The organism is Nocardia sp. NPDC004654, from assembly GCF_040609595.1.
Classification (GTDB): Bacteria; Actinomycetota; Actinomycetes; order Mycobacteriales; family Mycobacteriaceae; genus Nocardia.
On sequence record NZ_JBEXKI010000010.1, the window covers coordinates 53,164 to 74,060 of the forward strand.

At 68.9% G+C, this 20,897-nt stretch carries 16 protein-coding genes; 14 read left to right on the forward strand and 2 right to left on the reverse strand.

Going from position 1 to position 20,897, the window contains the following annotated elements:
• Positions 1–21 precede the first annotated feature (21 nt).
• Genes ABZV58_RS29770 through ABZV58_RS29805 form a run of 8 tightly spaced genes read left to right on the forward strand, consistent with a single transcriptional unit; the run spans position 22 to position 8,832 of the window.
• The gene (locus ABZV58_RS29770) at positions 22–2,757 is read left to right on the forward strand and encodes a PEP/pyruvate-binding domain-containing protein (protein WP_355003505.1); all 2,736 of its coding nucleotides are present in this window, start codon (positions 22–24) and stop codon (positions 2,755–2,757) included.
• Entirely contained in the window at positions 2,758–4,062 is a 1,305-nt protein-coding gene (locus ABZV58_RS29775; protein ID WP_355003506.1) for a pyridoxal phosphate-dependent aminotransferase family protein, read from the forward strand.
• Entirely contained in the window at positions 4,059–5,459 is a 1,401-nt protein-coding gene (locus ABZV58_RS29780) for a nucleotidyltransferase family protein (protein ID WP_355003507.1), read from the forward strand. Before ABZV58_RS29775 ends, ABZV58_RS29780 begins: the two co-directional genes overlap by 4 nt.
• Positions 5,456–6,193: an HAD family hydrolase gene (locus ABZV58_RS29785; protein ID WP_355003508.1), complete on the forward strand. Its 738-nt coding sequence runs from the start codon at positions 5,456–5,458 to the stop codon at positions 6,191–6,193. Before ABZV58_RS29780 ends, ABZV58_RS29785 begins: the two co-directional genes overlap by 4 nt.
• Positions 6,178–7,131 carry a diacylglycerol kinase family protein gene (locus tag ABZV58_RS29790; protein ID WP_355003509.1) on the forward strand — a complete coding sequence of 318 codons (954 nt, stop codon included), beginning with the start codon at positions 6,178–6,180 and terminating at the stop codon, positions 7,129–7,131. Before ABZV58_RS29785 ends, ABZV58_RS29790 begins: the two co-directional genes overlap by 16 nt.
• The gene (locus tag ABZV58_RS29795) at positions 7,128–7,922 is read left to right on the forward strand and encodes an SDR family NAD(P)-dependent oxidoreductase (RefSeq protein ID WP_355003510.1); all 795 of its coding nucleotides are present in this window, start codon (positions 7,128–7,130) and stop codon (positions 7,920–7,922) included. Before ABZV58_RS29790 ends, ABZV58_RS29795 begins: the two co-directional genes overlap by 4 nt.
• 44 nt (positions 7,923–7,966) lie before the next feature.
• Positions 7,967–8,416 carry a helix-turn-helix transcriptional regulator gene (locus tag ABZV58_RS29800; protein WP_355003511.1) on the forward strand — a complete coding sequence of 150 codons (450 nt, stop codon included), beginning with the start codon at positions 7,967–7,969 and terminating at the stop codon, positions 8,414–8,416.
• Positions 8,417–8,421: 5 nt separating this feature from the next.
• Positions 8,422–8,832, forward strand: coding sequence for a VOC family protein (locus tag ABZV58_RS29805; RefSeq protein ID WP_355003512.1), 411 nt, complete (start codon positions 8,422–8,424; stop codon positions 8,830–8,832).
• Between the two features lie 126 nt (positions 8,833–8,958).
• Here the strand turns inward: ABZV58_RS29805 and ABZV58_RS29810 are convergent, their stop codons facing one another.
• Entirely contained in the window at positions 8,959–9,108 is a 150-nt protein-coding gene (locus ABZV58_RS29810) for a hypothetical protein (protein WP_355003738.1), read from the reverse strand.
• Here ABZV58_RS29810 and ABZV58_RS29815 point away from each other — a divergent pair.
• From ABZV58_RS29815 to ABZV58_RS29825, 3 genes are all read left to right on the forward strand, one after another.
• The gene (locus ABZV58_RS29815; RefSeq protein ID WP_355003513.1) at positions 9,059–11,479 is read left to right on the forward strand and encodes an excinuclease ABC subunit UvrA; all 2,421 of its coding nucleotides are present in this window, start codon (positions 9,059–9,061) and stop codon (positions 11,477–11,479) included. The two genes, ABZV58_RS29810 and ABZV58_RS29815, sit on opposite strands and share 50 nt — an antisense overlap.
• Before the next feature lie 186 nt (positions 11,480–11,665).
• Positions 11,666–14,017, forward strand: coding sequence for an arylsulfatase (locus ABZV58_RS29820; protein ID WP_355003514.1), 2,352 nt, complete (start codon positions 11,666–11,668; stop codon positions 14,015–14,017).
• Between the two features lie 125 nt (positions 14,018–14,142).
• A complete protein-coding gene (locus ABZV58_RS29825; protein WP_355003723.1) occupies positions 14,143–15,750 on the forward strand; it encodes an AMP-binding protein in 1,608 nt (535 codons plus the stop codon).
• On the opposite strand, the gene ABZV58_RS29830 is transcribed toward ABZV58_RS29825, so the two are convergent.
• A complete protein-coding gene (locus tag ABZV58_RS29830; RefSeq protein WP_355003724.1) occupies positions 15,717–17,717 on the reverse strand; it encodes an MMPL family transporter in 2,001 nt (666 codons plus the stop codon). The genes ABZV58_RS29825 and ABZV58_RS29830 overlap by 34 nt on opposite strands.
• A 176-nt stretch (positions 17,718–17,893) precedes the next feature.
• Between ABZV58_RS29830 and ABZV58_RS29835 the strand changes: the two genes are divergently transcribed.
• The 3 genes from ABZV58_RS29835 to ABZV58_RS29845 all read left to right on the forward strand — a co-directional run bounded on the left by ABZV58_RS29835 (position 17,894) and on the right by ABZV58_RS29845 (position 20,873).
• Complete coding sequence (locus ABZV58_RS29835; RefSeq protein ID WP_355003515.1) at positions 17,894–18,415, forward strand: MarR family winged helix-turn-helix transcriptional regulator; 522 nt, start codon at positions 17,894–17,896, stop codon at positions 18,413–18,415.
• A gap of 71 nt (positions 18,416–18,486) precedes the next feature.
• On the forward strand, positions 18,487–18,693 hold the full coding sequence (locus ABZV58_RS29840; RefSeq protein WP_355003516.1) for a hypothetical protein: 207 nt from the start codon (positions 18,487–18,489) through the stop codon (positions 18,691–18,693).
• 347 nt (positions 18,694–19,040) lie between these two features.
• Positions 19,041–20,873 (forward strand): acetolactate synthase large subunit, encoded by a 1,833-nt coding sequence (locus tag ABZV58_RS29845; RefSeq protein WP_355003517.1) that lies wholly within the window; start codon positions 19,041–19,043, stop codon positions 20,871–20,873.
• Positions 20,874–20,897: the final 24 nt, after the last annotated feature.

Sequence of the window (20,897 nt, forward strand, 5' to 3'; positions counted from 1 at the left end):
GATACGCAGAGGCACATACCTATGAAACCGACGAACACCGGCGCGGTGGTGCCCGCCGCGACGCTGGCCGCCCGCCCGGACGCGGCGCCGGAGCACACCGCGCGTTTCGGGGCCAAGGCCGCGAACCTCGGCCGCCTGCTGGCGGCCGGTCACCGGGTGCCGCCGTTCGCGGTGGTGACCACCGAGGCGTGCGCGGAGATCCTCGCGCCCGTCACCGAGGGCATCGCCCAACTGCTGGAGACCCTGGACCACACCGACCCGGCGTCGCTGCGGTCGGTGTCGGCGGCGATCCGCGGCCTCATCCTCGGCCTCGCGCTGCCCGCCCAGACGGCGGCCGAACTCGACGCCGCGGTCGCGGAGTGGTCCGCCGACGTGCGGCTCGCGGTCCGTTCCTCGGTCAGCGGCGAGGACTCCGCTACGGATTCCTTTGCCGGGCAGCTCGATACCATCCTCAATGTCGCGCCGGACGGGGTGGCCCACGCCCTGCTGGAGGTGCTCGCTTCGGCCTATTCGGAGCGTTCGCTCTTCTATCGGGCGCATCGCGGCCTCGACAACGGCGGCGTCGAGTGCGCGGTCCTGGTTCAGGTGCTCGTGGACAGCGCGGTCGCCGGCGTGGTCTTCAGCTGCAATCCGCAGACCGGTGACCCGGCCGAATCGGTGGTCTCGGCGGCGTTGGGTCTCGGCGAAGGCGTGGTGGCGGGCACGGTGGAGTGCGACACCTACTTCGTCGACAACGCCTCGGGCGCCATCGTTTCCCGCAACGTCGTCGACAAGCGGAGCCGGGTCGTCGCCGAAGCCGGTTCCGGCACCGCCGTGGCGGAAATCGCCGGCGGCAGTGCCGATCCCGCGCTGACCGACGAACGGATTCTTCAGCTCACCCGTACCGCCGCCGCGCTCGCCGAAACCTTCGGCGCGCCACAGGACGTCGAGTGGGCCTATGACGCGGACGGCACGCTGTTCCTGTTGCAGGCCCGCCCGGTCACCGCGACGGGAGCCCGCGAGACCATCTTCGACAACGTCAATGTCGCCGAGTCCTACCCGGGACTGTCCAGCCCGCTGACGTTCTCGATCCTGCGCGCCGCCTACGAGCAGGTCTTCCGCGCCTGCCACCGGGATTTCGGCGCGACCGGGGCGATCGTGGACCGCAACGCGGCGAGTCTGTACCCGTATCTGGTCGGCACCGCGCACGGGCGGATCTACTACAACATCAGCAACTGGTACCGGCTGTTCCTGCAGATTCCCGGCATGGAGTTCGCGATCGAGGGCTGGGAGGCCGCCCTCAACATCGAGAACCGCTACCAACGCCCCGCCACACCGAAACGCGGTCTCGCCCAGCTGCGGATGTACGCGCTGCGGGTGCGGGTCTTCGCGATCATCGGTGCCGGTTGGCTGCGGCTGCCGCGCAGGCTGCGGGCGTTCTTCACCGAACTGGCCGCCTTCACCGCGGACCTCGACTACCGCCTCGACCCCGAAACGCCGGAGCGCGAACGCGATCCGGAGGCGCTGCTGCGGTGGATGGAGCGCTGCCTGCACGAGCTGGTGCCCGCGTACTCGGTGCAGATCTTCAACGACTTCCTCGCCCAGCAGCTGTTCCACGTCGTCGGGCTGCTGCTGGAACGCCAGGGGCTGGACGAGACCGAGGCGATCACGCTGCGCAACGAATTGTTCTGCGGCGAGGAAGGTGTCGACAGCGTCGACCCGGTGCGCTCGGCGCTCGCGTTGACCGCGACGATCCGCGACGACTCGGCCCTGCGCGAACTGTTCACCGGCCCGTTGGATGCGCCGACAGTGTGGAAGACATTGGCACAGCCCGAATTCACCGCCTTCCGCGCGGCCTGCCTGCGCCATATCGCGCTGTTCGGCGATCGCACCGTCGACGAGCTCAAGCTCGAGACCGACCCACTCGGCGAGCACCCCGAGCGTCTGGTGCCGATGCTGCGCAACTACCTGCGCGGCGGGCAGAACATCGACGAGATGGCGGCGCGCGAGAAAGCGATCCGCCGCGAAGCCGAGCGGACCGCGGCCACGCTGTTCCGCGACAGCTTCCCCCGGCGCCTCGCCTTCCGCCTCGCGCTGGGCCGCGCACGCGAGCACGTGAAGCAGCGCGAGAACATGCGATTGGGCCGCAGCCGTTCCTTCGGCTTGGTCAAGCGGGTGTTCCGGGAGTTCGGCAAGCAGATGCACGGCGCGGGCCTGCTCGACGATCCGCGCGACATCTTCTGGCTCACCTACGAGGAGATCGCGGCGCTGACCCGCGGCACCGCCGTCGACACCGACGCCGCCCGCACCGTCGCCACCCGCAAACGCGATCACGAGCGCTGGCGCGGCACCGAACTCCCCACCCGGATCGTCACCACCGGCATCGCCGCGGCGAGCATCGACGACCCCGCCTTCGACGCCTCGATTTCGGCAGTCGACGCGACGGCGCAGACCGTGCTGCGCGGCATCGGTTGCGCGCCGGGGCGTGTCGAGGCGCCCGCGCTGGTGCTCGGCACCCCGGATCCCGAAGTGGAGATCGACGGGCAGATCCTGGTCGCCGCGACCACCGATCCCGGCTGGGTCTTCCTGATGGTCGCCGCGGGCGGCCTGGTGAGCGAGAAGGGCAGTGTGCTCTCGCACACCGCCATCATCGGCCGCGAACTCGGCATTCCCACTGTCGTCGGCGTTCCCGGCGTCACCCGCCTTGTCGCGACCGGAGACCGCCTGGTGCTCGACGGACGCGCGGGCACCGCAACCATCGTGCACGAGGACAACTAAATGGGCGCCACTACTACCGCTACGACCGCCGGTCACGGCGAGAACTTCAGTCTCGAACACTATCTCGACCCCGCGGCGCACACCTTCGAGCAGCGCTTCGAGGAATTCCGGCCGTACGTCACGAACGCCAGGGGCAGCGGTTTCGTGCTGCGCGAGATCACCGGCCCGGCCGGGCCGGTCGTCCAGGTGCGCGACCCGGACGGCGGCGAGGTCCGGGAACTGATCATGCTCGGCTCCAACAACTATCTCGGGCTCGGCAGCGAGCCGGAGATCATCGAGGCCGCGGTCGCCGCGACCAGGGAGTTCGGCGTGGGATGCGGTGGACCGCCGTTGCTCAACGGCACCACCTCGCTGCACCGGCGGCTGGAGGAGCGCCTGGCGGAGACCAAGGGCTGCGAGTCGGCGATGGTGTTCTCCTCCGGCTACGCGGCGAACGTCGGCTGGGTGACCGGTCTGCTGCGCAACGGCGACACCCTGCTCTACGACGAGCAGAGCCACGCCAGCCTCTACGACGGCATCCAGCTGGGACGCGTCCGATCGATGGCCTTCCAGCACAACGATCTGCGCCACCTGCGGCACCGCCTGATGCAGGTGCGCTGGCGCAATCCTGGCGCGAACATCGTGGTCGCGGTCGAGGGCGTCTACTCCATGGACGGCGACATCGCCCCGCTGCCGGAGATCCGCGCGCTGTGCGATTCGTTCGGCGCCTGGCTGGCCATCGACGACGCGCACGGCACCGGCGTGCTCGGCGCGAAAGGCCACGGCACCGCCGAGCACTTCGGTCTCGGCGACGGGTCGGTGGAGCTGTACATGGGCACCTTCTCGAAGGTGTTCGCCACCACCGGCGGCTTTGTCGCCGGGTCCAAGGACCTGGTCGACACGCTGCGCTTCTTCGCACGCTCCTACATGTTCTCGGCGTCGCTGTCGCCCGCGGTGGTCGCGGCGGTGCTCGCCTCGATCGATTTCATCGACGCCCATCCCGAGCGGGTCGCCCAATTGCACGACAACACCGCCTATTTCGCGCGGGAATTGCGCCGGATGGGTTTCGCGGTGGATCCGCAGACGGCGATCATCCCGATTCTGGTGCCGCAGCGCCTGGCCGTCGCCGAGGTGGTCGCCGCGCTGCACCGGGCGGGCGTCTTCGTCAACGGCGTCGAATTCCCCGCGGTGCCGAGGGAGCAGCAGCGGTTGCGGGTCTCGATGATGGCCACCCTGACCCGCGATCAGCTCGACTTCGCGCTCGAACAGATCTCGACCGTCGCCAGAAGCTTCGGTTTTCATCCAGAACAGGAGGGTGCGGCATGACCGGAACCGAGATCGCCGCGGGCGGCACCGCCGTCGAACGGCTGCTGGTGCACGCGGCACTGGCCGCGCCGAGCGGAGACGAGCGCGCCGAGATGGCCAAGCTGGCCCACGACGTCACCGATTGGGCCGAGTTCTTCGCGCTGGCGAAGGTCAACGCGACAGTGCCGCTCGTACAGCGCAGGTTGGAGGCCGAGGAACTCTACGAACTCGTGCCGGACGCGATCCGCGCCGAGTTCGCCGCCGTCACCGACCACATCGCCGCCGTCAACGAGCGCAGGCTGGCCGGGGCACTGGAGTTGTTGCGCCGCTTCGACGCACGCGGCGTGCGGTGCGTGGTGCTCAAGGGGATGCTCTTCTCGACCGAGATCTACGGCGACCCGCGCTACAAGCGGATGAACGACCTGGACATCCTGATCGAGCTGGATCAAGTCGACACCGCCATCGAGATCTACCGGGAGCTGGGGCTTTTCGCCACCTCCGAGCTGCTCGGCAAGGCCCCGAAGATGCGGTCCGAGCGCTCGCACCATCTGCCCTCGTTCGTCTCGCGCGACGGCGCGCTGGTGGTCGGCACGCACTGGGGACTGATCACGCCGCTGGCCCCGTACACGATCGATTACGCCGCCATCTGGGATCGGGTGCGCCCCATCGACTTCTACGGTGTGCCCGCCTGGGCCATGGCGCACGAGGACAACCTGCACCACCTCGGCGTGCACCTGCCGTACTACAAGACCGGCGTGCGCGAACTCGGCGATCTGTGGAACCTCTCCCGTTACGCCACCGATCTCGACTACGACCTGCTCGCGGGCGAGATCGCGAAGGCGGGCACCGAAAGCCTGATGTACCACGCGCTCTCACTGAGCCACCGGCTGGTGCCGAACCCGGCGTTCGCCGCCCTCGTCGACCGGGTGCGGCCGAGGATCAACCGCTTCACCCGCTACGACACCGCGCGCAAGACCGCCGACATCCATGCGCTGCTGCGCAGCCGCTCCACGCACACCTCGCGGATCGAGAAGGCCTACACCGAATTCAACATGACGGCGCAGGCGCACGAGAAGCGCGCCAGCTTCGGGCGGCTGTGGTCGGATCTGCTGCTGGTGCCCGCCGACGAGGCGGAGCGCATGAGTTCGCTGCGCGAGCCCAAGGCGCTCGCGGCACTCGGCGCGCGGGTGTCCGCCCCCTACCGGCTGACCCGGGTGTTCCAGCGCGATCTCGGCCGCTGGCTGTTCCCCGCGGCGCTGGCCAAGACGGTCGTCGACCTCGGGGCGGCCTACGGTGCGGAGCTCGCGCAGCGCGCGGGCGTGCGGACGGCCACCGCCCGGCCCGGGATCGACGAGTACGCCGCGGAACTCGGGCTGACCCGCGCCGACCTGCAAGCCGTGCTGGACAGTCAGGAATGACCGGGGCACACCGCACCGTGCTGTGGGACCTGGACGGCACCTTGGTCGGCCTGCGCAGGCGCGGCTTCAAGACGCTGATGCCGCTCACGGCGGCGCTGGCCTTCCGCGACCTGACGCCGCCGCACCGGTTCCTCCGGGTGCTCTCCGGTGTCCTTCCGGAGGTGCGTCGCAACGAAACCGACCGCACCAATACCGAATTCATGGTCGACCTGCTCGCGGATCGGCTGGACATCGGACGCGAGCGGGTGGACGAGCGGCTACGGCGGCTGGCCGAGCACGATTTCGTCCGGCTGCGCCGCTGTTTCCCGGCGCTGCCCGAGGCGGTGTCGACGGTGCGCGAGCTGCGCGAGGCGGGCGTCCCGCAGATCGTCGCCACCAATCCGCTCTGGCCGCTGAGCACCGCGACCACCCGATTACGCTGGGGCGGCCATGATCCCGGCGTCTTCGAGTTCATCACCAGCGGGGAGAGCATGCGCCGGTCGAAGCCGCGCGTGGAGTTCTACAGCGAGCTGCTGGACCGGCTCGGCCTCGCGGCGCGGGACTGCGTGATGATCGGCAACGACGCCGCCAACGACGCGCCCGCCGCCCGGATCGGCATCCCGGTCTTCCTGCTGGGTGTCGCGGAAACCGCTGTGCCGCACGATTGTTCGCGGACCGGTTTGGTCACCACGGGAGATTGGACCCGGCTGCGCGTGTGGCTGGGCAACGAGGAGAAGTCATGCTCGTCATCTTGAATCCGCAATCCAACGCGGGGACCGCCCTGCGACGCTGGCAGCCGGTGGAACGTGCCCTGCGGGAACGTCATCCCGGCATGACCGTCGAACTGCCCGCCGATGCCGACCAAGCGGTGAAGCTGGTGCTCACCCACATCGAAACGGCCGACGGCGCGAAGCCGGAGGCGATCGTCGCGGCGGGCGGCGACGGCATGGTGAACCTGGTGCTCAACGCGATCATGGATCCGGAGACCGATCGGCCGCGCCGCGGCGCGGAGGAACTCGCGCTCGGCGCCATCGGACTCGGCAGCTCCAACGACTTCCACAAGCCGGTGCCGCCGTCGGCCCTCGTCGACGGCGTCGCGGTCCGGGTCGACGCGGCGCGCGCGGAGGCGGTCGACGTCGGCAAGGCGACGATGCTCCTGCCCGACGGCACCCGCGCGGTGCGCTACTTCCTGCTCAACGCGAGCATGGGACTGGTCGCGGCGGGCAACGATTCGTTCAACAACGCGACCGGCGCGCTGGCCTGGCTGAAGTCGCGAAACGTGGAGGCCGCCATCGTCGCCACGGCCCTGCGCAATATCGCCACCCATCGCCCGCTGCGTCTCGAGGTGCGCGGCACCGACTGGACGCACACCGCGCCGATCACCAATATCGGGGTGCTCAAGAGCGTGCACTTCGCGGGCGGCATGTACTACGACACCCCCGTCACCCGGACCGACGGCCGGTTCGACGTGAACATCTGGGCGGCCGCGGGACGACTGCGCGTCCTTGGCCTGATCGCCGGGCTGTACCGCGGCGCGTTCACCGGATCTCCGCTGGCGGTCTGTCATCGCGACACCGCCGTGGAGCTGCGGCCCGAACGGCCCGTCCCGCTGGAGCTGGACGGCGAGATCACCGTGGTCGAATCCGCGCGGCTGGAAGTGCTGCCGCGGGCGCTGAAGGTGTGTGCGGCATGAGCAAAGTCGTCTTGCTGACCGGCGCGGCCAACGGCATGGGTGCGGCGACGGCGGAGCATCTGGCGCGCGCGGGCTACACCGTGGAAGGTTCCGATCTCGTCGCCGGGCCGTCCCACGCGACCGTGGACGTCCGGGATACGGAGGCGGTGCGCGCCTGGGTGAAAGACGTGGTCGCGCGGCACGGCCGGATCGACGCCGTGGTCACCTTCGCCGCCTACGGCGTGGTCGGCTCGGTGGAGGAGACCGAACCGGACGAGGCAGCCGCCCTGTTCGACACCAATGTCCTCGGCACCCACCGGGTGGTGCGCGCGGTCATGCCGATCATGCGCGCGCAGGGTGGTGGCCGGGTGATCGTGGTCAGCTCCGGCGCGGGCGCGATCGCCGAACCCTACGGCGGCTGGTACTCGGCCACGAAGGCCGCGGTGGAGCGGATCGGCGAGGCGATGCGGATGGAGGCGGCCGGGTTCGGCATCGCGGTGTCGGTGCTCGCGCCGGGGTGGACGGTGACTCCGATCATCGAATCGGCCGTGCGCGTGTCCGCGCCGCTGCCGGAATACGACGCCGATCGCCAGGCGGTGCTGGAACGGGTCAGCGGGTATCTGGCCGAGGGCCAACCGGCCGTCGCGGTCGCCCGGAAGGTGCAGGACATTCTGGAGACCTCGCGGCCGCGCCAAACCTACTTGTGCGGCAACGATGTTCGACTGTCGTTCTGGACCCGCCGTCTGGTTCCGGGCCGGTTGTACGAACGGCTGGTCCTCGACTACTACGGACTCCCGCGCGCGCGGAGCTAGACCGTGTCACCCATGATCCGCCTCGACGTGGGACGATCGCGGAGGTGAGCAGCAATTCCGCCTCGGAGCCGTACCTGCGCGACCTCGCGCGGTTGCGCCGCGTCCGCGATCGTATCGACCGGGAGTACGCCCAGCCGCTGGACGTCGAGAAGCTCGCCCGCGACGCGCACATGTCGGCGGGGCACCTCAGCCGCCAGTTCAAGCTCGCCTACGGCGAGTCGCCGTACTCCTATCTGATGACGCGGCGTATCGAGCGCGCGATGGCGCTGTTGCGGCGCGGCGACCTCAGCGTCACCGAGGTCTGCTTCGCGGTCGGCTGCTCGTCGCTGGGCACCTTCAGCACCCGTTTCACCGAGTTGGTCGGCGTGCCGCCCAGCGTCTACCGGCGCGAGGCGGCGCAGGCGACCGAGGGGATGCCGTCGTGCGTGGCGAAACAGGTGACCAGACCGATCAGGAATAAAGAAGCGTCGGCGACCGCGCCGCATCTAGCCTGATCAGCATGGATATCAGCATTTGCGCGAGCTTCCTTCCGCAGAACGACCCGGACGCGGCTCTGGCCTTCTACCGCGACACCCTCGGCTTCGAGGTCCGCAACGACGTCGGGTACAGCGGGATGCGCTGGATCACCGTCGGCCCCGCCGACCAGCCCGGCACGTCCATCGTCCTGTACCCGCCGCAAGCCACGCCCGGCATCACCGACGAGGAACGCCGCACCATCGAGGAGATGATGGCCAAGGGCACCTACGCCACCCTGCTGCTGGCGTCCAAGGACGTCGACGCCGTCTTCGATCGGATCCAGGCCGGTGACGCCGAGGTCGTCCAAGAGCCGACCGATCAGCCCTACGGCGTCCGCGACTGCGCGTTCCGCGATCCCGCGGGCAACATGGTCCGCATCCAGCAGGTGAGCTGACCGGCCGGGCGGCACCACGAGCCGTCCGAACCGCATCGTGAAGTAGTCCCGCCCACAGACGGTGGCCGCCGCCCGGCGACCACCGCGATGAGCAGGGCCCCTGCTTCCGACGTCCCGGCCGGGCGGCTATGAAAAAGACACGACGCACTGCTCGAAGCTGGTTGGATCGAGCCAGGCCACTTCGACGGAGACCGCGAAACCGGTCCCCGAACCAAAGGGAGAAACGATGGCGACGGCCGCGAGGAAGAACACAGGAAAGGCCACGAAGACGGGCACGACATCGCCCGCAGGGCACGCTGCCGACAGCCACGATCTGATCCGTGTGCACGGAGCGCGGGTGAACAACCTCCAGGACGTCAGCATCGAGATCCCCAAACGCAGGCTCACGGTGTTCACCGGCGTCTCCGGCTCCGGGAAGAGTTCGCTGGTGTTCGGCACGATCGCCGCCGAGTCGCAGCGGCTGATCAACGAGACCTACAGCGCGTTCGTGCAGGGTTTCATGCCGACACTGGCGCGGCCCGAGGTCGACGTGCTCGACGGCCTGACCACCGCGATCACGGTCGACCAGCAGCGGATGGGCGGCGACCCGCGCTCCACGGTCGGCACCGCCACCGACGCCAACGCGATGCTGCGCATCCTGTTCAGCAGGCTCGGCGATCCGCACATCGGCCCGCCCAGCGCGTTCTCCTTCAACACCGCCTCGGTCAAGGCGGCCGGCGCCATCACGGTCGAACGCGGCGAGGGCAAGACCAAGGCCGTCAAGGCGACCTTCTCCCGCACCGGAGGCATGTGCACCCGCTGCGAAGGCCGCGGGACGGTCTCGGATATCGACCTCACCCAGCTCTACGACGATTCCAAGTCGCTGGCCGAGGGCGCGTTCACCATTCCCGGCTGGAAGTCGGACAGTTTCTGGACGGTGCGGGTCTACGCCGAGTCGGGCTTCGTCGACCCCAACAAGCCGATCCGCAAGTACACCAAGAAGGAGATGCGCGACTTCCTCTACAAGGAGCCGGTCAAGGTGAAGGTCGACGGCGTCAATCTCACCTACGAGGGACTGATTCCCAAGGTGCAGAAGTCGTTCCTGTCCAAGGATCCCGAGTCGATGCAGCCGCACATTCGCGCGTTCGTCGAGCGGGCGGTCACCTTCGCCACCTGCCCCGAATGCGACGGCACCCGGCTCGCCGAGGGCGCGCGCTCGTCGCGGATCAAGGGCATCAATATCGCCGACGCGTGCTCGATGGAGATTCGCGATCTCGCCGAGTGGATCCGCGGCTTGGACGAGCCGTCGGTCGGGCCGCTGCTCGAAGCGCTCGGGCACACACTGGACTCGTTCGTGGAGATCGGCCTCGGCTACCTCTCCCTCGACCGGCCCGCGGGCACGCTGTCGGGCGGTGAGGCGCAGCGGGTCAAGATGATTCGCCACCTCGGCTCCTCGCTCACCGACGTCACCTACGTCTTCGACGAGCCGACCATCGGCCTGCACCCTCACGACATCCAGCGGATGAACGGCCTGCTGCTGCGGCTGCGCGACAAGGGCAACACGGTCCTCGTCGTCGAGCACAAGCCGGAGGCGATCGCGATCGCCGACCACGTCGTCGACCTCGGGCCCGGCGCGGGCTCGGCGGGCGGCACCATCTGCTACGAAGGCACGCTCGAGGGGCTGCGGGCCAGCGACACCGTCACCGGCCGCCATCTCGACGACCGCGCCTCGCTCAAGCCGACGGTGCGCAAGCCGACCGGCAAGCTGGCGATCCGCGGCGCGGCGACCAACAACCTGCGCGATGTCGACGTCGACATCCCGCTCGGTGTGCTCGTCGTCGTCACCGGCGTCGCCGGGTCCGGCAAGAGTTCGCTGATCCACGGTTCGATCCCTGCCTCGGAGGGCGTGGTCGCGGTCGACCAGGCGCCGATCCGCGGCTCGCGGCGCAGCAATCCGGCGACCTACACCGGACTGCTCGAGCCGATCCGCAAGGCGTTCGCCAAGGTCAACGGCGTGAAGCCCGCGCTGTTCAGCGCGAACTCCGAAGGCGCGTGCCCCACCTGCCACGGCGCCGGGGTCATCTACACCGATCTGGGGATGATGGCCGGTGTCGAGTCCCCCTGCGAGGACTGCGAGGGCAAGCGGTTCCAGCCCGCTGTGCTGGAATACAAGCTCGGCGGCCGTGACATCAGCGAGGTGCTCGCGATGTCGGTGAGCGAGGCCGAAGAGTTCTTCGGCTCGGGCGAGGCGCGGATTCCGGCCGCGCACGCCATCCTGGACCGGCTCGTCGACGTCGGGCTCGGCTACCTCGGCCTCGGCCAGCCGCTGACCACGCTGTCCGGCGGCGAGCGGCAGCGGCTCAAGCTGGCCACCCACATGGCCGACAAGGGCGGCGTCTACGTCCTCGACGAGCCGACCACCGGCCTGCACCTCGCCGATGTGGAACAGCTGCTCGGCCTGCTGGACCGGCTGGTCGACTCCGGCAAGTCGGTCATCGTCATCGAGCACCACCAGGCGGTGATGGCGCACGCCGACTGGATCATCGACCTCGGCCCCGGCGCGGGCCACGACGGCGGCAAGATCGTCTTCGAGGGCACACCCGCCGAGCTGGTCGCCGGTCGTTCCACCCTCACCGGCGAGCACCTCGCCGACTACGTGGGCGGCTGACCCGAGACCTTCCGGTGGCGCTCCGGCGGTTTCGCCGCGGGCGCCACCGGCCCGCGCAACTTTGTAACTGAATAGTTGCTGATATCTCGTCCGAGGCGATGATTTCCGCCTCGCGCGGGGCGTAGTGCGCGTTATCCTCCAAACAGCGCGTCGGCAGCAATCTTCCAACAACGATCGGGGTGCTCGATGGCGACCGATTTCAAGGGCAAGATCGCACTGGACATCCGCGACTCCGAACCGGATTGGGGCCCGTTCGCGGCGCCCACCGCGCCGGAGGGGGCGCCGAATGTGCTCTACCTCGTCTGGGACGACATCGGCATCGCCACCTGGGATTGCTTCGGCGGCCTCGTCGACATGCCGAACATGACGCGGATCGCCGAGCGCGGCGTGCGGCTGTCGCAATTCCACACCACCGCGCTGTGCTCGCCCACGCGGGCGTCGTTGCTCACCGGTCGCAACGCCACCTCCGTCGGCATGGCGACGATCGAGGAATTCACCGACGGCTTCCCCAATTGCAGCGGCCGGATTCCCTTCGAGACCGCGTTGCTGTCGGAGGTACTCGCCGAACGGGGTTGGAACACCTACTGCGTCGGCAAGTGGCACCTGACGCCGCTGGAGGAGTCGAATCTGGCTGCCACCAAACGGCATTGGCCGCTGGGCCGGGGTTTCGAACGCTTCTACGGTTTCATGGGCGGCGAGACCGACCAGTGGTACCCGGAGCTGATCTACGACAACCACACCACCGCGCCACCGGCCACCCCGGAGCAGGGCTACCACCTGTCGAAGGACATCGCGGACAAGACCATCGAATTCATCCGCGACGCCAAGGTCATCGCGCCCGAGAAGCCGTGGTTCTCCTACGTCTGCCCCGGTGCGGGCCACGCCCCGCATCACGTGTTCGCCGAGTGGGCCGACCGCTACGCCGGTCGGTTCGACATGGGCTACGAGGCGTACCGCGACATCGTGCTGGAGAACCAGAAACGGATGGGCATCGTCCCGCCCGACACCGAGATGTCACCGGTCAACCCGTATCTCGCCGCCAAAGGTCCCAACGGCGAGCCGTGGCCGTTGCTGGACACGGTGCGCCCATGGGACTCGCTGAACGCCGAGGAGAAGCGGCTGTTCGCCCGCATGGCGGAGGTCTTCGCGGGGTTCCTGAGCTACACCGACGATCAGATCGGCCGGATACTCGACTATCTGGAAGAGTCGGGCCAGCTGGACAACACCATCATCGTGGTCATCTCCGACAACGGCGCGAGCGGCGAAGGCGGACCCAACGGATCGGTCAACGAGGTGAAGTTCTTCAACGGCTACATCGACACCGTCGAAGAGAGCATGCGGTTCTACGACCAGCTCGGCGGCCCGCAGACCTACAACCACTACCCGATCGGCTGGGCGATGGCGTTCAACACGCCCTACAAGCTCTACAAGCGTTACGCCTCCCACGAGGGCGGCATCGCCGATCCCGCGATCATCTCCTGGCCCAACGGAATTCGCGCGCACGGTACGGTCTGCGACAGCTACGTCAACGTCTGCGACGTGATGCCGACCGTCTACGACCTGCTGGGCATCACCCCGCCCGACACCGTGCGCGGCATCCCGCAACGGCCGCTGGAAGGCGTGAGTTTTACAGCGGCGCTTCATGATCCGTCGGCCGAGACCGCCAAGGACACGCAGTTCTACACGATGCTCGGCACCCGCGGAATCTGGCACCGCGGCTGGTTCGCCAACACCGTGCACGCGGCCACCCCGTCCGGCTGGAGTCACTTCGACCAGGATCGCTGGGAGCTCTACCACATCGAAAAGGACCGCAGCCAGAACCGCGACTTGGCCGCCGAGAATCCCGACAAACTCGAAGAACTGAAGGCCTTGTGGTTCTCCGAGGCCGCCAAGTACAACGGGCTGCCGCTGGCCGATCTCAACATCCTGGAGACGCTGAACCGCTGGCGGCCCTACCTGGTGGTCGACCGGACGAACTTCACGTACTACCCCGGCACCGCCGAGGTCGGCATCGGCGCCGGGGTCGAGATCCGCGGCCAGTCCTATTCGGTGCTCGCCGAAGTCACCGTCGACTCCCCCGCCGCCGAGGGCGTGCTGTTCAAACAGGGTGCGGGACACGGCGGACACGTCCTCTTCGTCAAAGACGGCCGGTTGCACTACCTCTACAACTTCATGGGCGAGGACGAGCAGTGGGTGTCGGCGCCGGACGCCCTGCCGCTGGGCAGCCACCTGTTCGGCGTCCGTTACGAGCGCACCGGCACCGTCGACGGCAGCCACACCCCGCTCGGGGAGGTCTCGCTGTATGTCGACGACGCGGTCGTCGCGTCACGGTCCGGCATGCGTACCCACCCCGGCACCTTCGGACTGGCGGGCGGCGGAATCGGCGTGGGACGCAACGGCGGACAGTCGGTGTCGAGTGCCTACACCGCGCCGTATCCGTTCACCGGCGGCACCGTCGCCAAGGTGATCGTCGACACCTCGGGCACCCCGTACATCGACGTCGAACGGGAGCTCGCCGCGGCGTTCGCCAAGGACTGACGTCCGCGATGCCGAATGCTCCCCCGGCAACTAGAACATGTTCTACAGTTGGGCGTCGGTCGGCGCCCAACGAGGAAGATCCCGAACCTCGGGGGCCCGGCCAGCCGGTCTCGCGAGGAGTGGATGTGCAGTTCAACCTGGCCGATGTCTTCGAGACGGTCGCGGCCGCGGTCCCCGACCGCGTCGCGCTGACCTACGAGGGCGAGCACCACACGTACGCCCGGCTCGACGCCGAGGCGAACACGGTGGCGCGATTGTTGTCGGAGGCGGGCATCGGCGCGGGAGAACACGTGTCGCTGTTCCTGAAGAACAGCGTCGAACACGTCACCGCCCTCCTGGGCCTGATCAAGATTCGCGCGGTGCCGATCAACGTCAACTACCGCTACACGCCCGCCGAGCTCGAGTACATCTTCACCAATTCGGACTCCGTAGCCGTGCTCGTCGAACTGCCCGAACATCAGCGGACGCTGGCCGGGCTCCTCGACGCGTGCCCGCTGGTGCGGACCGTGATCGTGATCGGTGCGATCGAGGGCGAGCTGCGCGCCGCCGCGGACGCGCGCTCGATCGCCGTGGTGCCGTTCGCCGATGCCGAAACCCTCTCCCCCGCCGTGGAATTCGCGCCGCGCACCGGAGACGAGCTGTATCTGCTATACACCGGGGGCACCACCGGGTACCCGAAGGGGGTGATGTGGCGGCACGACGACTTCTTTCGCAAGCCGCTCTCCGGCGGCAACCCCTACGGTGACGATGCCCGTCAGGATCTCGCCGAGATCGCCACCGCCGCCAAGGAATTCCCGGAACTGGCTTTCCTGATCGCCGCGCCGCTGATGCACGGCGCCGCGCTGTACTCCCTGTTCACCTTCTTCACCCTCGGGGCGCGCGTCGTCCTCATGCGCGACTTCGATTCGCGCCGTGTCGTGGAAGCGATCGAGCGGGACAAGCTCCAGGTGATCCTCATCGTCGGAGACGGTATGGGACTTCCGCTGGTCGACGAGATGGAGCGTCGCCGGGGCGAGATCGACTTCAGCTCGCTGTTCTCGATCACCTCGGGCGGCGCGATCTGGTCGGTCGGTGTGCGCGAACGCATGCTCGCGATCAAGCCGGATCTCCTGCTGCGCGACAACTTCGGAGCCTCGGAGTCCGGCAACGACGGCGCCTTCACCGTCGACGAGCAGGGCAATCTGCGCATGCCGCCTTCGCCGACCATGCTGCTCGTCGACGAAGACCTCGACGACATTCCCCCGGGCAGCGAGCGGATCGGATACATCGCCCGCGTCGGCAACATCCCGCTCGGGTACTACAAGGACGACGAGAAGTCCGCCCGCACTTTCCGCACCCGCGCCGACGGCACACGCATGTCGATCCTCGGCGACATGGGGCGCGTGGAGGCGGACGGCACCATCGTGTTCCTCGGCCGCGGCTCGCAGTGCATCAACACCGGCGGCGAGAAGGTCTTCGCCGAGGAGGTCGAGGCCGCACTGCACGACCACCCGTCGATCGCCGACGCGCTCGTCGTCCCCGTGCCCGACGAACGCATGGGACAGAAGGTCGCCGCGGTCGTCGCGACCTACCCGGACGCACCGGCGCTCGAACTGGAGGAAGTCCAGCAGCACTGCCGAAAGACATTGGCGGGCTACAAGATACCGCGAACCATGGTCGTGGTCGACGAGGTCCGGCGCACACCGGCGGGCAAGGCCGACTATCGCTGGGCGGCCGCGGTCGCGGCGGGATAGAGGGCGCGCGCGGCAGGCTCGCCGGGCCACCAGACCCGGTCGCCGAGCATCGCGAACAAGGCCGGTACCACCAGTGTGCGCACCACGAAGGTGTCCAGCAGGATGCCCACGCCGACGACGATGCCCAACTGGGTCAGGGTGATCAGCGGCAGCACACCCAGGACGCAGAACACCGCGGCGAGGACCACGCCCGCGCTGGTGATGACCGCGCCGGTCGAGGCGACCGCGCGGACCATTCCCCGCGTGGTGCCGTGCGGGTTCGCCTCCTCCCGCGCCCTGGTCACCAGGAAGATCGTGTAGTCCACGCCGAGCGCCACGAGGAACAGGAAGCCGAACAGCGGGACGTTGGTGTCCAGCGCCGGGAAGCCGAACACGTTGTCGCTGAGCCAGCTGCCCGCGCCGAGCGCGGCGAGCGCGCTGAGCACCGTGACACCCACCAGCAACAACGCGGCGGGCAGCGCACGCAGCAGCACCACGAGCACCAGCAGCACGACGGCGAGGATGAGCGGGATGACCAGAGCCTGGTCGCGGCGGGCGGCGTCGCGGATGTCGAGCGCTTCGGCATCGGATCCGCCGACCAGCGCCTCCGCACCGGGCACCGCCGCCATCGCCGACCGGATGTTCTCGATGGTGGTGAACGCCGCGGCGGAGGCCGGAGCCGCGTCGAGCACCACCGACCAACGGGTCCACCCGTTTTCGGATGTTCCCGTCACCGTGGCGCGCGAGACTCCGGAAAGCGTGTCGAGCGCCGACTGGACCTGCGCGGTAGCGCCGCTCCGCGCGATCACGAGGGCCGGGTCCGACGCTCCGGACGGAAAGTGCTCGGAGAGGACGTTCAAACCGTCGACCGACTCCGCTCGGACACGGAACTGTTCGGTGCGCGAGAGTCCGATGTCGGTAGCCGCCAAACCGGCGGCGAAGACGACGAGCACCGCCGACGCACCGCAGGCGACGACGGCCGGGCGGCGCACCACCCGCGTCGCGACCGCCGCCCACGCCCCGTCCTCGGCGGCGTCGCGGCCATCCGGCCGCGGCACGAACGGCCAGAACACCCGTCGTCCGCACAGCGCGAGAGCGGGCGGCAGGGCGGTGAGCACGAAGACGACCGCGACCACCAGGCCCGCCGCCGCGAACGCACCGAGGCTGCGGGTGTTGGGCAGCAGGGCCAGCAACAGGGTCAGCAGGGCGAGGACCACGGTGACGTTGCTGGCGACGATGGCGGGCCCGGCGTGCCGCACCGCCGCACGCAGCGCGTCCCGATGGTCGGTGTGGCGGTGCAGTTCGTCGCGGTAGCGCGACACCAGCAGTAGCGCGTAATTGGTTCCCGCCCCGAAGACCAGCACGCTGGTGATGCCGGAGGTCGATCCGTCGAAGGCGAGGCCGGTGAGGTCGGCGAGGGCGGTGCCGACGCTGGTGGCGACCCGGTCCGCGAGCCCGACCACCGTCAGCGGCACCAGCCACAGCACCGGCGAGCGGTAGGTCGCGATCAGCAGCACCATCACCACGATCGCGGTCACGGCGAGCAGCAGGGTGTTGGCACCCGAAAACGAGTCGGCGATATCGGCACCGAACGCAGGTCCGCCCGTCACTTGCAATCGGAGTCCCTCGGGCGCGTCGGCGGTGACGGCGGCGCGCAATTCCTCGATGCGTTCGGTGAGCGCGAAGCCGTTGAGATCCGCGGGCACCGCGACACGGCCGAGGGCTGCTCGACCGTCCGGGGCCACGATCACGCCGGTCGGTCGCGCCCCGGCATCGGCGCGGGTGAGCGCCGCTTCCAGCGCGGCGAGATCCGCTTGCGTCAATTCGCCGTCGTCGGAGCGAGTCGCGACCACGATGGCGGCGGCCGTTCCCGCGTCCGGGAACTGGTCGGCGACCACCGCGGCGCGGGCGGACTCGGTCGAGGCGGGTAGCGAATCGGGCGCCTGGCCCGCGCTGTCGTTGCCGCCCGCCAGCACCATGACCGCCATGGCCGCCGCCACGACCGCGAGCAGGACACCCCACGATCGTCGCCCGGTGACCAGCCTCGCGAATCCGTCCCATGCGCTCCCGTTCACGTCGGTAACTATTTCAGAAACTTAACTAATAGGCAACGGGCGCCTACCCGAGTGACTAAGCTCTGAGCCGGACAGACAGGAGGCGGCCGGTGGGCGACAGCGTCGCGAACACGACGGACCCAGGCATCGAACGGACGGCATTGGAGACCGAGATCGCTCGGGACCTTCGCGCGCTCACGGCCGTCTCGGAGCAGATCGGTCATGTCTTCGCGCGGGCGAACGACCTGCGCCCCAACGATTTCCGCGCCCTGATGCACGTCGCGACGGCCGATGCCGAAGGCACGCCGGTCACCGCGGGGCAGCTGAGCAAGTTGATGGGGATCTCCGCGCCCGCCGTCACCTACCTGGTCGAGCGCATGCTCGACTCGGGCCACCTGGAACGCACGCCGGATGCCGCCGATCGGCGTCGAGTCCACCTGCGCTACACCGATCACGGCATGGCGGTCGCGGCGGGCTTCTTCGGTCCGCTCGGTGAGCGGACTCGCGCCGCGCTGGCCGAGTTGCCCGATGCCGACCTGCGGGCGGCCCATCGGGTCCTCGTCGGCGTCACCGCCGCGCTGCGCGAGTTCCACGCCGAATTGCCCGCGGCCGGAGGGCCGGTCCCGGAGTAGCAGCCATCCGGCGAACATCGGCACGTGCGCGCTGGTTTCCGAAGGAGCAGAATGGAGTCAGGAAGGTCGTCATGGGACTGCTCAAGGGCCTGCTCGGCGTAGTGGTTGGAGTTCTGACCGCCGTACTCGGCACGGTGGTCGGGATTCTCGCAGCCGTGGTGTGGCTCGTCGGCGCGGTGCTGTGCGTGACGATCATCCTTCTTCCGCTGGGTCTCCCTGTCGTGCGGCTCGCCCGCCGCCTGTTCGGCCTCTCCCGACAGCTGATGCGTCTGCCCTGAGAACGTCGCTCCGTGTAAGTCCTCCGTTGCCAAACCCGCTGGGGGCTGCGCAGCTTCGCCTGGGGGATGGTTAGGATCATCTTCAGTGCGTGAACGCCGCATCGGGCGTCCGCACCAAGGACGGTCCGTCCTCACCACGGGAATCCGGACCGGCGAGGCCGATCATCCTGCGGCACACCCACGGCGGAGAGACCCGCCGGAACAAGTCGGTGTGTCCGGCCGGGAACGGCTGTTCCCTCGACGCGTGCCGTCATCCCGGAATCGAACCCGTTGCGGAAGTCCCCGGGATCGGCGGTGCGCTCGCCGACGGTCGCCGCCCTACGCGGCGCCCAAGAAGGAGTCTTCCCGTGAGTTCAGCACTGTCGCGACCCGAGTCGCCACAGCACAGCGACGCCCCTTGTCGCGCAGCGGTTTCCGACGCTTCCGAGCCGATCGTCGAGCGGATCACCGGCGCGCAATCGGTGGTTCGATCGCTCGAGGAACTCGGCGTCGAAGTGGTCTTCGGCATTCCCGGCGGTGCCATTCTGCCGGTCTACGATCCGCTGCTCGATTCCCGGCGCATCCGCCACGTGCTGGTGCGGCACGAGCAGGGCGCCGGGCACGCGGCCACGGGCTACGCCCAGGCGACCGGCCGGGTCGGGGTGTGCATGGCCACCTCGGGTCCGGGCGCGACCAACCTGGTGACCCCGCTCGCCGACGCCCAAGCCGATTCCGTGCCGCTCGTCGCCATCACCGGTCAGGTGCCGAGGCCGATGGTGGGCACGGACGCGTTCCAGGAAGCCGACATCACCGGCATCACGATGCCGATCACGAAGCACAATGTCCTCGTCGCGCACGGCGCCGACATTCCGCGAATCCTCGCCGAGGCCTTCTATCTGGCGAGTTCGGGCAGACCCGGCGCGGTCCTGGTGGACATACCCAAGGACGTGCTGCGCGCCAAGACGGTCTTCCGCTGGCCGCCGCGGCCTAGGCTATCCGGCTATCGTCCGGTCACCGCGCCAAACCCGCGCCAACTCCGGGCCGCGCTGCGCCTGATCGCGCGAGCGCAGGCACCGGTGCTCTACGTGGGCGGCGGTGTCATCAAGGCCGCAGCCGCCGCGGCATTGCGCACGTTCGCCGAACTGACCGGCATTCCGGTGGTGACCACCCTGATGGCGCGTGGGGCGTTTCCCGACAGCCACCCGCAGAATCTCGGCATGCCGGGCATGCACGGAACGGTCGCCGCGGTGGCGGCCATGCAGAAGAGCGATCTGCTCATCGCCCTCGGTGCCCGATTCGACGACCGGGTGACCGGCGACCCGGACTCGTTCGCTCCGAACGCGGCGGTGATTCACGCCGATATCGACCCCGCCGAGATCGGCAAGATCCGGCACGCCGACGTGCCGATCGTGGGTGACTGCCGCGCCGTGCTGGAAGGCTTGATCGCCGAGCTGGCCACGAATCCGCGACCGCAGCCGGATCTTTCGGTCTGGTGGTCGGTCCTGGAACGGCTCCGCACGTCGTATCCGCTGGGTTACGACCGGCCATCGGACGGCGCGCTCGCGCCGCAGTTCGTCATCCGCGCGCTGGGGCGAGCCGCCGGGCCCGACGCCATCTTCTGCGCGGGCGTCGGCCAGCATCAGATGTGGGCCGCGCAGTTCATCGACTACGAGAAGCCGCGGACCTGGCTCAACTCCGGCGGTATGGGCACGATGGGGTATGCCGTCCCGGCCGCTCTCGGCGCCAAACTCGGTGCGCCACAAGCCGAAGTCTGGGCCATCGACGGCGACGGCTGCTTCCAGATGACCAACCAGGAACTGGCCACCGCCGCCGTCGAGGGTGTGCCGATCAAGGTGGCGGTAATCAACAATGGTCACCTCGGCATGATCCGGCAGTGGCAGCACCTGTTCTACGACGAGCGGTATTCGCAGAGCGAGCTGGCCACCCATTCCCGGCGCATCCCCGATTTCGTCCAGCTCGCCGAGGCGCTCGGCTGCGTCGGATTGCGCTGCGAGCGGGAAGCCGACGTCGCCGACGTGATCTCGGCGGCCAGGGCCATACACGATCGGCCCGTGGTGATCGATTTCGTCGTCGGCTCGGACGCTCAGGTGTGGCCGATGGTCGAAGCCGGTGCGGGCAACGATCTGATCATGGCGGCGCGCAATCTACGTCCGCTCTTCGAGAACTCGGATCGCCCCTGACGCGCGAACCCCCGCGGCAGCGGT